Below are 14,909 nucleotides of genomic sequence, written 5' to 3'. Positions count from 1 at the left end.
ACTTTTTTACCGTGCCGGTGCGAGTTCGGGCTGTTGTGCCTGCGCGCCGGGAACCGCTTGCCCGTTCTGTCCCGCCCCGTTCTGTCCCGGTACCCGGTTCTGCGTCGTCTGCTCGGAAGGAGCGTTGTCCTCGACGTTTCCGCCGGAGTCCTCCTCGTCCTGTTCGACGCCGGAGTCCGGACGCGAGGGCACGGTCGGGCGTGTGGTCTGCGGCGCGACTCCCGGTACCGGAATCGTGACGCCCGGGAAGATCTCCACGTTCTGGGTGGTGATCTCCGGGATCTCCGGGATGGTCGGAATGGTGCGGGAGGTTTCGGGCGCCGTCGTGGTGGGCTTCGCCGTTTCCGACGCCGTCCACGAAGGCACACCTGCCACACCCGAGATCGCTCCGGGCTTCGGGAACGATTCGACCTCGGTGCCCTGGAGAGCGCCGTCCATCGAGTCCTTCCAGATATCCGACGGCAGACCCGAGCCGTAGATCATCCCGCCCCAGCTGTTCTCGAGCGGGAGGCCTTCCTCGGTTCCCATCCACACGGCGGTGGACAGCGACGGCGTGTAACCGACCATCCATGCGTCCTTGTTCGACCCGGTATCGCCGAGCTGTGCGGTACCGGTCTTGGATGCGGACGGGCGGCTCCCGGCGAGCGCGTGCCCGTTGGAGTAGGCCGCGATCGGCATCATCGCGGCGGTGGTGTTGTCGGCGACGACCTCGTCGACGACCTGCTCGCCGACCGGGCTGCCGCGGTCCAGCAGGACCTCGCCCTCGGACGTGACGACCTTCTGCACGAAGTACGGCTCGTGGTACCGGCCGGAGGCTGCGAGCGTCGCGTAGGCGGATGCCATGTCGAGCACGCGGGACTGGTACTGGCCCAGCACGATTCCGTAGTTGGGGCCGGCTCCGTTCGGCTCGGTGAGCGTCTCACCGATACCCGGAACCTCCTTGGGGATGCCCAGCTTGTGTGCCATGTCGGCGATCGCCTGCGGGCCGTCGTCCATCTCGAGCATCATCCGGTAGAAACTCGTGTTCAGCGACCGCTTGAGCGCCTCCGCGATGGTGCATTCGCCACACGACTGGCCTTCGACGTTGCCGATCTTGATGCCGTTGACTGTCAGCGGACCGCTGTCGTAGGTCTTGGACAGCGGCACACCCTGATCGAGGTTCGCGGCGAGACCGAACACCTTGAACGACGAACCCGTCTGCAGGCCCGCGCTGGCGAAGTCGTAACCGATACCGCTTTCACCGCCGTAATAGGCACGCACCGCACCGGATCGCGGATCGACCGAGACGACGGCCGTGCGCAATTCCTCCGGTTCGCCTTCGAGGTTGGACCGCACGGCGTCGAGTGTCGAGGCCTGTGCCTGCGCATCGATCGTCGTGGTGATGTCGAGTCCCGCGGTGTTGAGCAGGGTCTCGTCGATTCCCTCGGATGCCAGTTCCCGCAGGACCTGGTTCTTGATCAGGCCCTCGGGACCGGAGGACTGGTCGCCGTTGTCGAGTTCCGCGAGCGGGACGTACGCGGGGTACTCCATGCCTGCGCGGTCGGCGGAGTTGAGGGTGCCGGCGGCCACCATGCCGTCGAGCACGTAGGTCCAGCGCGACTTGGCGCCCTCGGGGTTCTGCTCGGGGTCGAGCAGCGACGGCAGCTGAATGGACGACGCGAGGACCGCGCCTTCTTCGACGGTCAGTTCGTTGACCGGCTTGCCGAAGTACGCGTTCGACGCGGCGGAAATCCCGTACGCGCCGCGGCCGTAGTAGATGGTGTTGAGGTAGGCGGCGAGGATGTCGTCCTTCGACCACTGATTCGCCATCTTCACCGAAAGAACGAGTTCCTTCATCTTGCGGGTCAGGCTGCGCTCGTTGCCGACCAGAGCGGTCTTGACGTACTGCTGTGTGATGGTCGAACCACCACCGGCGCTCTCGCGGCCGAGGATGTTGTCGCGCGCGGCCCGCGCGAAACCGGACGCCGAGAAGCCCGGGTTGGAATAGAAGTCGCGATCTTCCGCGGCGAGCACGGCGTTTCGCACGTGCAACGGGATCTGGTCGAGTTCGACCTCGTGGCGGTTGCCTTCCGGCGGAATCACCTTGGTGATGACACCGGTCCCGTCGGAGTTGTAGATCGTCGCAGCCTGGTTGGTGACGAGCTCACCCGGACGCGGCACGTCCTGTGCCACGTACGCGAGCATGAAGGCGAGCAACGGGATGAGGATGCCCGCGGCCACGACGCCGTAACCGACACGACGGATGGTGCGCCAGGGGATCTTTCTGCCGCCGCCGCTTCCGTCACCACCACGACCGCCGCCGCCCTTGCCGCGACGGGTGGGCGGCGGCGTACCGGGCGGACTGCCCGCGACAGCGGTCGTCGGCCGGGAGTCCTGCGGGGAGCGAGACGGCGGACCGGCAGGGGACGCCACGCGGCGGGTGGCCGCACCGGGGTCGGACGGACCGCCCTGGGGACCGCGTGCCGCGTCGGGACCCTGCGGCGGGCGCTGCGGCCCACGTCCCTGGGGAGTGTTGTGGCCGGGAGCAGGCGGGAACTGCTGGGTGCGCTGCGGAGGGTTCGCTCCCGGCGGCACCGGACCTGCGCCCGGTCCGCGAGGCGGCAGGGCGTTCGGGTTCTGGGCGTTCGGGTTGGACGGCGCGGGACCCCGGCGCGGGGGATACGGCTGTCCCTGGGGAGGCTGCTGCGGCCGCCCCTGCGGGAACGGCTGGGGAGGGTACGGCGGACGGCCGCCGGACTGCGGCGGCTGAGGCTGGCCGGGCCGGCCCTGGGGGCGCGGCTGAGGCGGCAACGGTCGTCCCTGGGCGGGTCCCCCTTGCGGCGCCGGTCGCTGCTGCGGCGGCGGCCCTGCCGGGTTGTCCCGGTGAGGCGGATCGGACCTGTTGCCCTCGGGTTCGTTGTCGGGGGAACTCACGTACTCATCTCCAACTGTTTGCGCGACGCGTGACGCCGCATCTTCGAATGCCCGTCCGAAGACGGGCACGCGAGGATTGGTTCGTGCGGGCGGTATGCGGGAAGGAACTTCATCGGGCAGCGTTCGCTCACGTCGTCCGGCGCCCGTTCACTCGCTCGCGGTGCGACGGTCCTGCCCCGTCGTCCGGCGACGTGGGCGTTTCGGGGCCGGTTGCGACCCCAGGACGTACGACTGCACCAGGTGATTCCAACTACACGTGCGACATACCTCGACCACATGGACCGAGAATTCCTCCTGGCTGGCGGCCAGGCGGGTCAGCTCTTCGGGCGTTCGGGCCGACCCGGACACCGGGCCGAGCTTTTCGCCGAAGACCCACGAGACGAGGGTCACCTGCTCCTTGCGGCAGATCGGGCAGGTGACGTCGCTGCCCTTGCCGTGGAACTTTGCTGCCCGGAGCAGGTAGGGGCCGGCGTCGCAGACTTCGGCCACACCGCGCCGCCCCGAGTAGACCTCGGCAAGCAGCGACCGACGCTGCAACGCGTAGTCCACCACCTGCCGCTGAATTCGCACGGACCCCAGAGTACGTGCGCCGGGGCGACAGGTGGGTGCGGAGTGGTAACAGCAACCCTGTGACGCGCGGCAATCTCGGCCCCGCCGGAGGTGCCCGCAACAACCGAGGGCCGTCCGGGAACCGCTTTCCACCTGGACGGATGTTCCGGATGATTTCACCAAGGCGTATCGTCGTTTATATCGGCGCGATATAGTTTTGTGTCGTATCCATCGGTTGGTTCACTCGGACAAGGAGGTGACTCGTGCTGGAACTGGCTATCCTCGGTCTCCTCCTCGAGTCGCCTATGCACGGGTACGAGCTGCGTAAACGCCTCACCGGGCTCCTCGGGCCGTTCCGTGCCTTCTCCTACGGGTCTCTCTATCCGACTCTGCGACGCATGCAGGCGGACGGGCTCATCGAAGAGGATTCGGGAGTTCCCGGGACCGTCAAGCGACGCGCCCGGCGCGTGTATCGGCTCACTCCGGCAGGGCGGGAACGCTTCACCGAACTGGTCGCCGACACGGGACCCCAGAATTACACCGATGACGGATTCGGTGTGCACCTCGCTTTCTTCAGTCGCACCCCCGCCGAGGCGCGGATGCGAATTCTCGAGGGCAGGCGCCGCCAGGTCGAGGAGCGCAGGGAAGCGCTCCGCGACGCGATCGGACGGGCCGGCGGCACCTTGGACCGCTACACCCGTCAACTCCATCAGCTCGGCCTCGAATCGAGCGAACGCGAAGTGCGGTGGCTCAACGAACTGATCGCCGCCGAGCAGTCGACAGCAGCACGCAACAAAGAAGGAGAACCCGACCATGGGTGAGAACAGCACCGCGGTGCGCGTGGCCATTGTGGGCGTGGGGAACTGTGCCTCGTCCCTGGTCCAAGGCGTCGAGTACTACAAGGACGCGGACGCCACCGCTTCCGTCCCCGGCCTGATGCACGTGGAGTTCGGCCCGTACCACGTGCGCGACGTCCAGTTCGTCGCCGCATTCGATGTGGACGCCAAGAAGGTCGGATTCGACCTGTCCGAGGCGATCCTCGCGAGCGAGAACAACACCATCAAGATCGCCGACGTACCGCCGACCGGCGTGACCGTGCAGCGCGGCCACACTCTCGACGGCATCGGCAAGTACTACGCCGAGACCATCGAGGTCTCCGAGGCCGAACCCGTCGACGTCGTGAAGGTCCTGAAGGACGCCGAGGTCGACGTCCTCGTGTCCTACCTCCCCGTCGGCTCGGAACAGGCCGACAAGTTCTACGCACAGTGCTGCGTCGACGCCGGTGTGGCGTTCGTCAACGCGCTGCCCGTGTTCATCGCGTCCGACCCCGTGTGGGCCAAGAAGTTCACCGACGCGGGTGTCCCCATCGTCGGCGACGACATCAAGTCGCAGGTCGGTGCCACCATCACCCACCGCGTGATGGCGAAGCTGTTCGAGGATCGCGGCGTCGTGCTCGACCGCACCTACCAGCTCAACGTCGGCGGCAACATGGACTTCAAGAACATGCTCGAGCGTGAGCGTCTCGAGTCCAAGAAGGTCTCCAAGACCCAGGCCGTCACGTCGAACCTCACTGGTCCCCTCGCCGGCAAGGTCCACGACCGCGACGTGCACATCGGTCCGTCCGACTACGTGCAGTGGCTCGACGACCGCAAGTGGGCGTACGTGCGCCTCGAAGGCCGCGCCTTCGGTGACGCTCCGCTCAACCTCGAGTACAAGCTCGAGGTCTGGGACTCGCCGAACTCCGCCGGCATCATCATCGACGCGATCCGTGCGGCGAAGATCGCCAAGGACCGCGGCATCGGCGGACCGATCCTTCCGGCTTCCGCGTACCTGATGAAGTCCCCGCCGGTCCAGATGGCCGACGACAAGGCTCGTAACGAGCTCGAGGCCTTCATCATCGGCGCCGACGCCTGATTCTCACGCTCTACCGGATGTCACATTCGGGCAGTACGACGACTGCCCGAATGTGACATTCTGCTTTTTCGGATCGGAGGAGCGTCACACCATCCGGCGGACCACCGACAGCGGCAGCACCTTCATCGCGAAGCCCAGCGGCACCCAGGGCCACGCGGGCACGTAGGCGCGGGCAGGCTCTTTCTCGATCGCGGCCGCCAGTGCGCGACATCCCGTTTCCGTGTCGACGATGAACGGCACGTTCTTCACCTTCTCGTTGATCTCCGACCGGATGAAGCCCGGGTAGATCGTGCTCACACCGATTCCCGTGTTCGCCAGGTCCGCCCGCATCCCCTCGCCGAGCGACGCCACCGCGGCCTTCGAAGCCGCATAGGTGGTCATGTTCCTCGGCATTCCGCGGAGAGCGCTCATCGACGAGATGAGCGCGACGTGCCCGGCGTTGCGCGGTCGCATGAGTTCGAGCGCGGCTTCGCTCTGCGCGAGGGCACCGAGGAAGTTCGTGGTGGCCGTCTGCGCGTTCGCACGAAAATAGCCGGTGCCCAAAGGTTGTCCCTTGCCGAGACCCGCGTTGACGATCACCCGGTCGAGACCTCCGAGTTCCTCGTCGAATTCACGGAAGACGGTGAAGACGTCGTCGTGCCGGTCGACGTCGAGAGCACGCAGCGTCACCGTGATGTGCGGATGTTCGGCGAGCAACTCGGTACGCAGTGCCTCGAGCCGGTCGACGCGCCGCGCCGCGAGTGCGAGATTTCGTCCCCGCGCCGCGAACTCGCGCGCCATCCCGGCACCGAGGCCGGAACTGGCACCGGTGATGAGGATGTTGCGTCGTTCCGGTCGGCTCATCGCACTTCGCTTTCGATTCGGTCGATCAGCGCGTTGCAGCGCGTATCGAGATAGCCGACGATGACCCAGAAATCCTTGAACGCCGGGTTGGTGGTCTGGCCGTGGTGGTAGCGGTAATAGATCTGCTGCGCGATGACGGCGAGCCGGAACAGGCCGAACACCTCGTAGAAACCCCAATTGTCCACCGGCAATCCGGTTTTCTCGGAGTAGTAGTCGACGATCTCCTGCCGGGTGAGCATCCCGGGAAGGTCGGAGGGCTGCCGCTTGGTCGCGAGCAGCATCGGATCGTCGTCGGCTTGCACCCAATAGGCCAGGGACGAACCGAGATCCATCAGCGGGTCGCCGACGGTGGCCAGTTCCCAGTCGAGAACCGCCAGCGGTGTGCACGGATCGGTCTCGTCGAGCACGACGTTGTCGAGGCGGAAGTCACCGTGGACGACCGTTTGCGCCACGTCGGCGGGCTGTGCTCGATCGAGCCAGGTCCGCACCCGGTCGAAGTCGGGAACGTTGTCGGTGCGGGCCTTCTCGTACCGTGACGACCACCCCGCCACCTGGCGGGCGACATATCCGGTGCCGCGGCTGAACTCGTCCAGTCCGGTCGCGGCCGCGTCGACGCTGTGCAATTCGACGAGCAGATCGACGATCCGCAAGCAGAGGCCGCGGGTCTGTTCGGGCGTGAGTGCGAGATCCGTCGGCGGATTCGTGCGCAGGATCGTTCCGGGTACGCGTTCCATGACGTAGAAATCACTGCCCAGGACGCTGTGGTCGGTGCACAGGCCGATCATCGTCGGGACGTACGGGTAGACAGGGGCGAGCAGCGACTGGATGCGGTACTCGCGCACCATGTCGTGGCCGGAGGACGGTTTCGCGCCCACCGGTGGTCGCCGGAGCACGAGATCGCGGTCCGGGTACCGCAGCAGATAGGTGAGATTCGATGCGCCACCCGCGAACTGGTGGACCGCGGGAACGCCGTCGATGCCGGCATGTTCGGAGAGCCACGACGCCACCGCGGCGACGTCGAATGCGTCTTCCTCACGCACATCGCGCGCGTTGTCGGGAAGAGTCGTCACTTCTGCCGTACCCCGTCCTGCTTGTACTTGCCGAGTTCGCCGCGCGCGATCAATCCCTGATGGACCTCGTCCGGCCCGTCGGCGAGACGCAACGCACGGGCCGCCGTCCAGGCTCCGGCGAGAGGGAAATCGTCGGACAGCCCTGCGCCACCGTGGATCTGGATCGCGAAATCGACGATCTGCTGCGTCACGCGGGGCGCCGCGACCTTGATCTCGGAGACTGCCGACCGGGCACCGGCGAGACCTTGCGTATCGAGCAGCCATGCCGCGTGGAGAACGAGCAGCCGCAGCTGATTGATCGCGATGCGGGCGTCGGCGACGCGCTCACGATTACCCCCGAGGTCGATGAGGGGTTTGCCGAACGCGGTGCGCTCGAGGCCGCGACGGCACGCGAGTTCGAGAGTGCGCTCGGCGAGGCCGACGAGACGCATGCAGTGGTGGATACGGCCGGGTCCGAGTCTGCCCTGGGCGATCTCGAATCCTCGGCCGGGGCCGGCGATGATCGCGTCGAGCGGCAACCGCACATCGGTGAACGACACCTCGCCGTGCCCTGCGGGCTCGTCGTAGAACCCCATGGTCGGCAACATGCGTTCGATCGTCACGCCCGGGGTGTCCACGGGAACGAGGACCATCGAATGCCGTTGGTACTTGTGAGCTTCCGGATCGGTCAGCCCCATGAAGATCAGGACCTTGCAGTCCGGGTGCCCGATGCCGGTGCTCCACCACTTGCGCCCGTTGAGCACCACCTGGTCGCCCTCCACCACGGCGGTCGCCGCCATGTTGGTCGCGTCCGACGAGGCGACACCGGGTTCGGTCATGCAGAACGCGGAGCGAATCTCGCCGTCGAGCAGGGGGCGGAGCCACTGATCCTTCTGGGCTGCACTGCCGTAGTGGTAGAGCACCTCCATGTTGCCCGTGTCGGGCGCGGCGCAGTTGAACACCGCGGAGTAGAACGGCGAGCGTCCCATTTCCTCTGCGAGCGAGGCATATTCGACGTTCGACAGACCGGCGCCGAGTTCCGCGTCCGGAAGGAAGAGATTCCACAGTCCCTGGGCGCGGGCAGCGCGCTGGAGTTCGCGGAACTCGTCGCTCACCGCCCATGCGTCTGCACCGGAAGTGTCCTGGCGCTGGGCTTGGGCGACGCCGCGGGCGGCGTGCAGGCGGGCTTCCACCGGCGCGACCTCGTCGGCGATGAACGTGCGGAGCCGCTCGAGATAGTCGCGGCTGCGGTCGGACTGTCCGAAATCCATGTGCGCCTTCCGTAGGAACGGTAATGAGCAATGCTCAGTTAGGCTAACCGGATGAGCACCCCGCGACAAGAGGTCGGCAAACGCCGACGGCTGCCACCCGAGGAACGACGCCGGCAACTCGTCGCGATCGGTCTGCAGGAACTCGCGACGCGCCCCATCCACGCGCTCTCCATCGATCGTGTCGCCGACATCGCCGGAATCTCCCGCAGCCTGTTGTTCCGGTACTTCCCGACGAAACAGGACTACTACGTGGCGATCGTCGGTTCCGCCTCGCGCCGCCTGCTGCGCGCGGCGGTACCCGCCCCGGGCGACCCCGATCCGCTACGCGCGATTCTGCAGGCGTTCGTGTCGTTCATCGACCGGCACGGCGACAACTACCAGGCCTTCTTCCACGGCGGATACGGGTCCGATCCGCAGATCCGCGAGATCCACGGTTCGATGAAGAACACCCTGGTCGATCGCGTGATCTCCGCGCTCGGGTGCGCGGACGGCTCGCTCACCCGGATGCGGCTTCGGGGATGGTGGTCGCTGGTCGAATCCCTCGCAATCGACCGGCTGCACGAACCGGCGCTCTCCGTCGACGATGTGGTCGACTACGTCAGCACGCTCCTGCCCGCCGTCCTCACGCCGGACGACGAGCTCACAGCCCCGGAATCTGGATCGTGACCCCGGGGAACACCTCGATCTGCGGCGGGACGGGCACGGGTAGCTGAACCGGCGGTGCCGGAATCGTGATCGGCGGAAGATTCGAGAAATCCGGAAGCCGGAACCCGGGGACGGGGGCTTCCGACTCGGGCTCCTCGATTCCCGGGTCGGCCGGTACGCCGGCCTGACCGCCGATCGGTGCCGGCCACGGGAAGCTCTCCACCTCGGTACCGGCGAGGGCGCCGTCCATCGTGCCCTTCCAGATGTCCGCCGGCAGGCTCGACCCGTAGATCGATCCGCCCCAGCTGTTGGTGATGGGACCGGCGTCGGGTGTTCCGATCCAGACCGCTGTCGACAGGGACGGGGTGTATCCCACCATCCACGCGTCCTTGTTGAGCCCGGTGTCGCCGAGCTGCGTGGTGCCGGTCTTCGCCGCCGAGGGGCGGCCCCCGGCCAGTGCATGTCCGCGCGAGTGCGCCGCGATGGGCAGCATCGCCTGCGTGGCATTGTCGGCGACGGCGGGATCGATGCGCTGTTCGGCGGGGGAGGCGGGCCGATCGAGAAGTACCACACCGTCCGCCGTGACGACCTTCTGCACGAAGTACGGCGCGCGGTACGTCCCGGACGCGGCGAGCGTCGCGTACGCCGATGCCATGTCGATGACCCGCGACTCGTACTGGCCGAGCACGATCCCGCCTTCGGGAGGCCCGTTCGTCGTTCCGAGGGTGGTGCCTTCGACGCCGGGAATGGTCTCGGGGATTCCCGCCCGGTGTGCGATGTCGGCGATCTTCTGCGGACCGTCCTTCATCGACATCATGAGCCGGTAGAAGCTGGTGTTGAGCGACCGCTTGAGTGCTTCCGCGATGGTGCACCGCCCGCACGATTCGCCCTCGACGTTGCCGATCTCGAGGTTCCCGATCTTCAGCGGTGAGCTGTCGAACTTCGCGTTCAGACCGATCCCCTCGTCGAGCGCCGCGAGCAGGCCGAACACCTTGAACGACGAACCGGTCTGCAGGGGTGCCTGCGCATAGTCGAACCCGGCGCCGTCCTCACCGCCGTAATAGGCGCGTACGGCACCGGACCGGGGGTCGATCGACACGACCGCGGTGCGGAGGTCGGGGTTCTCGCCTTCGAGCGTGCGGCGCGCGGAGCCGACGGCAGCCTCTTGCGCGACGGGGTCGATGGTCGTGGTGATGCGCAGGCCCTCGGTGTTGAGAACCTGCTCGCTGATCCCGGCCTGAGACAATTCACGCAGGACGTGGGACCGGATCAGTCCCTCCGGTCCCGTCGCCTGGCTGGCGAGTGCGAGCGAGTTCGACGGCACGGTGTCCGGGAACACCTGGGTGGCGCGCTCACCTTCGTCGAGCACGCCCATACCCACCATGCCGTCCAGCACGTAGTTCCAGCGTGCCTCGACGGCGAGGCGGTTGTACTCGGGATCGAGAGTCGACGGGGTCTGGATCACACCCGCGAGCACGGCCCCTTCGGACACCGACAGCTCACCGACGGGCTTGCCGAAATATGCCTGCGACGCCGCTGCGATTCCGTATGCGCCGCGCCCGAAATAGATCGTGTTGAGGTAGGCCTCGAGGATCTCGTCCTTCGACCATTCGCGGGCCATCTTGGTGGAGATGACGAGTTCGCGCATCTTCCGGTCGAGAGTGCGGTCCGCGCCGACCAGGACGTTCTTGACGTACTGCTGCGTGATCGTGGAACCGCCACCGGCGCTTTCCTTACCCATGACGTTGTCGCGGGCCGCGCGGGCGAAGCCTGTGATCGAGAAACCCGGGTTGGTGTAGAAGTTGCGGTCTTCGGCCGACAACACCGCGTCGCGGACGTGCACGGGCACGTCGTCGATGGTGATCTCGACGCGGTTCCCTTCGGGCGGCACGACCCGCGTGATCTCGGTCGTGTCGTCGGCGGCATAGATCCGCGCGATCTGGTTCGTCTTCAGGTCGGCCGGACGCGGAACCTCTGTCGCCGTGTACGACGACATGAAGAACCCCGCGGGCACGATCACCAGAAGCGCGACGACGGCGAGCACTACCCACCGCGCGATCCGCCACCCACTCGAGCGCGCGGACTTTCTAGAACCGTTCCTGCCGGTTGTGTGCCTGTTCGAGGAAGTCACTCGTATCACTTTCTCCGGAATCCGGGCGGGCAGGGCAATCGCACCCGACTAGGAATGGTACGGAAGTGCCCGGCACAGATGATCTACGAGCAGATCAGGAGCCGGTGCGCCGCCACGCCCGGAACGCGAACCACCACGCCACCGCGAAGCCGAGGAGCACCAGCGACGGCACGATCCCCGGCGCCGAAGTACGCATCTCGGCCACCGCGCCGACCACCGCCAGCACGGTGAAGACGGTGAGAAAGCCCAGGAGCATCTCGAGTCGCTGCCGTTTCGGAAGACGTTTCACGACTTGACGCCACCTGCGGTCAGACCCGAGATGATCCGGCGCTGGAACAGCAGCACCATGATCACGAGCGGCACCATCACGAGTGTGCCGCCGGCCATGATCGACGCGTACGGGGTGACGTACGGGTCGGTTCCGGTGAAGCGGGCCATCGCGACCGTCACCGGTGCGGTGCGTTCGCTCGAGAGCTGCGACATCAACAGGAACTCGTTGACCGTCGCGATGAACGCGAGGATCGCGGTGGTGAACAGCGCGGGGGCCGCCAGCGGCAGCATCACGAGGCGGAAAGCCTGTCCGCGGGTGGCACCGTCCATCCGCGCGGCCTCTTCGAGTTCCCAGGGAAGCTCGGAGAAGAACGACGTGAGGGTGTACACGGTCAGCGGCAGCACGAAGGAGATGTTCGGGATGATCAGGGCCTGATAGCTGCCGATCCAGCCGATGTCGGTGAACAACTGGAACAGCGGCGTGACGAGTGCGACGACCGGGAACATCGACGCACCCAGGATGATGCCCGTGACGAAGTACTTGCCACGGAAGTCGAACCGTGACAGTGCGTAGGCGGTGAACACGCCGATGAGCAGGGCGATCGCGGTGGTCGCACCCGCGATGATCACGCTGTTGAGCAGTGCGCGCGAGAAGTTGACCTTGGCGGCGGGATCGAGTGCGTCCGCGAAGTTCTGCAACGTCGGGTTCGACGGCCACAGGGAGGTGCTGAACGTCTCCCGCGGATCCCTCAATGCCGTGACGATCATCCAGTAGCACGGAGCGAGGCCCCACACCACGATGATCGCGACCCCGACGTAGGTGCCGAACGAGCGCAACCGGGGCTTGGACGTGCGCGCGGCGGTCATGCGACCTCTCCCTTCCGCTGTTTCTCCTGGGTATCGACGGCGTTGGCCCCCAGGAACCGGACAAGGACGAATGCGCACGCGAAGATGATGAGGAACGTGATCGTCGACAGCGCCGACGCCGAGTTCGCACCCTGCCGCATCTGGTCCACGACGAGCACCGAGATCGTCGACGTCGCGGGATTGGAGCCCATCATGATCGCGGGCAGGTCGTACATACGCAGCGCGTCCATGGTGCGGAACAGGATCGCCACCATCAACGCGGGCTTGACCAGCGGCAACGTGATCTGCGTGAAGCGTTGCCACGCGTTGGCCCCGTCGACCTTCGCTGCCTCGTACACGTCCGACGGGATCATCTGCAGACCCGCGAGGATGAGCAGCGCCATGAACGGCGCGGTCTTCCAGACGTCGGCGACGATGATGGCGAAACGGGCCGGCCAGGGATCGGCGGTCCACATGAAGTCGGTGCCGAGCAGTTTGTTGGCGATACCGTCGTTGGCGAAGATGAAGAACCACAGCTTGGCGGTGACGGCCGTGGGAATCGCCCACGGCACCAGAACCGAAGCGCGCAGCAGGCCGCGGCCGCGGAACGACTTGGCCATCACCAGCGCCATCGCGAAACCGACGACGGTCTCGAGCGAGACGGTGACGACCGTGAAGAAGAACGTATTGAAGATCGACTGCCAGAACTGGGAGCCGAGCGTCCCCGGGGGACACGGGATCGTGCCGGTGGCAGTCCCACAGGTCTGGGTGATCCAGCGCGTGTAGTTGTCGATCCCCACGAAGCCGCCGGTGACGAATCGACCGGTCTCGGGATCGAGGGTCTTCGCGTCACCGTGTACCGACATCCACACCGCTCGTCCGAGCGGATACAGGATGATGACGGCCAGGACGATCATCGACGGAGCGACGAACATCCAGATCGGGATCGTGCGTCGCTTCTTCACCACGGGTACGGGCGCGTTGGGCCCACGATGCCGCCCACCGACATGCCCGCGGTCGGGACCTGACGTGGTCCCGACCGCGGTGTCGTGTGGCGGATCCGCGGGAATACCGACCTGCGGTTCTGCCATGTACTGCTCCTAGAGCATCAGTTGCCGGCGGTTGCGATGCCGGCCTGGGTGTCGTCCAGCGCCTGCTGAACGGTCTTCTCACCGCGGATCGCGGCGTAGGAGTTGTCCGAGATCGCCTTCGACACGGCCGAGTAGTACGGCGACGCCGGACGCGGCTTGGCAGCCTCGAGAACTTCCTTCAGCGTGGTGAAGTACGGGTACTGCTCGATGATCGCCGCATCGTCGTAGACCTCGGCGAGGACGGGAGCGCCGCCCGCTTCGGCGTAGTACAGCTGCGACTGGCGCGTCTGCATGAACTCGAGGAAGTCACGCGCGGTCTCCGGCGCATCGCTGAACGCGCTGATGCCGACGTTGTAGCCACCGAGCGTGGACGCACCCGGTCCGTCGACACCCGGGAGGACGGCGATGCCGTACTTGCCGGCGATCGAGGAGCTCTCACCGTCGGTGTAGAAGCCGGGCCACGTGCGCAGGAACATCGCCTCACCGTTGCCGAACGCGGTCTGCGACTCGCCCTCGGTGTAGGTCTGCGCCGCAGCCGGGATGATGTTGTCCTCGAACGCGTCGACGATGAACTGCAGGCCTTCGGCGGTCTGCTCGTCGATTGCCGGTGCGAGACCGTCTTCTCCGACGAAGGAGCCGCCGAAGCCGTTGACGATCTCGGTGACGTTGACCGTCAGGCCCTCGTAGTTCTTGAACTGGCCGATGTAGCACGCGATGCCGGCTTCTTCGGCCTTCGGGCACTCGGCCTTCAGGTCGTCCCACGTGGCGGGCGCCTGGTCGACGAGATCGGTGCGGTAGTAGAGGAACGCACCGTTCGTGTTCTTGGGCGCGGCGTACAGGGTGCCGTTGTAGGTGCCCGATTCGACGGTCGCGGGCAGCAGGCCCTCGGTGTCGATCGCGAAGTCGCCCTCGAGGGGGCGCAGCCATCCGTTGGCCGCGAATTCCGCGGTGTTGGTGACGTCGACGGCGATGAGGTCGTACTCGTCGCTGCGCGCCTGCATGCGCTGCGCGATGTCGTCGTACTGGTCGTTGGCCTCGGTCGCGAGCGGCTTGAACGTCACCTGCTCGTCCGGATGATCGGCGTTCCAGTCGGCGATGATGCTTTCGAGCGCCGTGTTCAGGGGATCCTGACCCTCGACGATCGTGATCGGGCCGCGGCCGCCTGCCGGCGCAGCACTGCTGTTGTCGTCGCTGCCGGCGTTGTCGTCGGACGAGCAACCTGCGAGGACGAGCGCAGTGGCCGCCGTCGCGGCGATCGCGGCTCTACGCATCGCCTTCGTGTTGAGATTCATCAACTATCTCCCCATTCGAGGTCGGAAAATATCGCCGGTAACGCGGAGGTAACCGACACCGGCCACTACTGTGGCACGCGCCACCCGGAAAAGTC

At 66.4% G+C, this 14,909-nt stretch carries 13 protein-coding genes; 3 read left to right on the top strand and 10 right to left on the bottom strand.

Annotation, left to right across the window (positions count from 1 at the left end; all coding sequences use genetic code 11):
- Positions 1–6: 6 nt before the first annotated feature.
- Complete coding sequence (locus tag HF877_RS09800; protein WP_296550393.1) at positions 7–2,259, bottom strand: transglycosylase domain-containing protein; 2,253 nt, start codon at positions 2,257–2,259, stop codon at positions 7–9.
- A gap of 801 nt (positions 2,260–3,060) precedes the next feature.
- Positions 3,061–3,483, bottom strand: a complete 423-nt coding sequence (locus HF877_RS09795) for a DUF5318 domain-containing protein (protein WP_169620962.1) — start codon at positions 3,481–3,483, stop codon at positions 3,061–3,063.
- Between the two features lie 242 nt (positions 3,484–3,725).
- Here HF877_RS09795 and HF877_RS09790 point away from each other — a divergent pair, with 242 nt between their 5' ends.
- Entirely contained in the window at positions 3,726–4,283 is a 558-nt protein-coding gene (locus HF877_RS09790) for a PadR family transcriptional regulator (protein ID WP_169620961.1), read from the top strand.
- The gene (locus HF877_RS09785) at positions 4,276–5,376 is read left to right on the top strand and encodes an inositol-3-phosphate synthase (RefSeq protein ID WP_169620960.1); all 1,101 of its coding nucleotides are present in this window, start codon (positions 4,276–4,278) and stop codon (positions 5,374–5,376) included. Before HF877_RS09790 ends, HF877_RS09785 begins: the two co-directional genes overlap by 8 nt.
- A gap of 84 nt (positions 5,377–5,460) precedes the next feature.
- On the opposite strand, the gene HF877_RS09780 is transcribed toward HF877_RS09785, so the two are convergent.
- Genes HF877_RS09780 through HF877_RS09770 form a run of 3 tightly spaced genes read right to left on the bottom strand, consistent with a single transcriptional unit; the run spans position 5,461 to position 8,539 of the window.
- Entirely contained in the window at positions 5,461–6,219 is a 759-nt protein-coding gene (locus tag HF877_RS09780) for an SDR family oxidoreductase (protein WP_169620959.1), read from the bottom strand.
- Complete coding sequence (locus tag HF877_RS09775) at positions 6,216–7,289, bottom strand: phosphotransferase family protein (RefSeq protein WP_169620958.1); 1,074 nt, start codon at positions 7,287–7,289, stop codon at positions 6,216–6,218. Before HF877_RS09775 ends, HF877_RS09780 begins: the two co-directional genes overlap by 4 nt.
- On the bottom strand, positions 7,286–8,539 hold the full coding sequence (locus tag HF877_RS09770; protein WP_169620957.1) for an acyl-CoA dehydrogenase family protein: 1,254 nt from the start codon (positions 8,537–8,539) through the stop codon (positions 7,286–7,288). The genes HF877_RS09775 and HF877_RS09770 overlap by 4 nt, the downstream gene beginning before the upstream one ends.
- 51 nt (positions 8,540–8,590) lie before the next feature.
- Here HF877_RS09770 and HF877_RS09765 point away from each other — a divergent pair, with 51 nt between their 5' ends.
- The gene (locus tag HF877_RS09765; protein WP_169620956.1) at positions 8,591–9,205 is read left to right on the top strand and encodes a TetR/AcrR family transcriptional regulator; all 615 of its coding nucleotides are present in this window, start codon (positions 8,591–8,593) and stop codon (positions 9,203–9,205) included.
- Here the strand turns inward: HF877_RS09765 and HF877_RS09760 are convergent.
- From HF877_RS09760 to HF877_RS09740, 5 genes are all read right to left on the bottom strand, one after another.
- Positions 9,180–11,315, bottom strand: a complete 2,136-nt coding sequence (locus HF877_RS09760) for a transglycosylase domain-containing protein (RefSeq protein WP_169620955.1) — start codon at positions 11,313–11,315, stop codon at positions 9,180–9,182. The genes HF877_RS09765 and HF877_RS09760 overlap by 26 nt on opposite strands.
- Before the next feature lie 94 nt (positions 11,316–11,409).
- Entirely contained in the window at positions 11,410–11,604 is a 195-nt protein-coding gene (locus HF877_RS09755; protein ID WP_169620954.1) for a hypothetical protein, read from the bottom strand.
- Positions 11,601–12,452, bottom strand: coding sequence for a carbohydrate ABC transporter permease (locus HF877_RS09750; RefSeq protein WP_169620953.1), 852 nt, complete (start codon positions 12,450–12,452; stop codon positions 11,601–11,603). The genes HF877_RS09755 and HF877_RS09750 overlap by 4 nt, the downstream gene beginning before the upstream one ends.
- A complete protein-coding gene (locus tag HF877_RS09745; RefSeq protein WP_169620952.1) occupies positions 12,449–13,522 on the bottom strand; it encodes a sugar ABC transporter permease in 1,074 nt (357 codons plus the stop codon). The genes HF877_RS09750 and HF877_RS09745 overlap by 4 nt, the downstream gene beginning before the upstream one ends.
- Positions 13,523–13,539: 17 nt before the next feature.
- Positions 13,540–14,814, bottom strand: a complete 1,275-nt coding sequence (locus HF877_RS09740) for an ABC transporter substrate-binding protein (protein WP_169620951.1) — start codon at positions 14,812–14,814, stop codon at positions 13,540–13,542.
- Positions 14,815–14,909: the final 95 nt, after the last annotated feature.

The sequence above is a fragment of the Rhodococcus sp. BL-253-APC-6A1W genome (genome assembly GCF_012843405.1).
Taxonomy (GTDB): Bacteria; Actinomycetota; Actinomycetes; order Mycobacteriales; family Mycobacteriaceae; genus Rhodococcus.
This window is presented reverse-complemented; position numbering and strand designations above follow the sequence as displayed.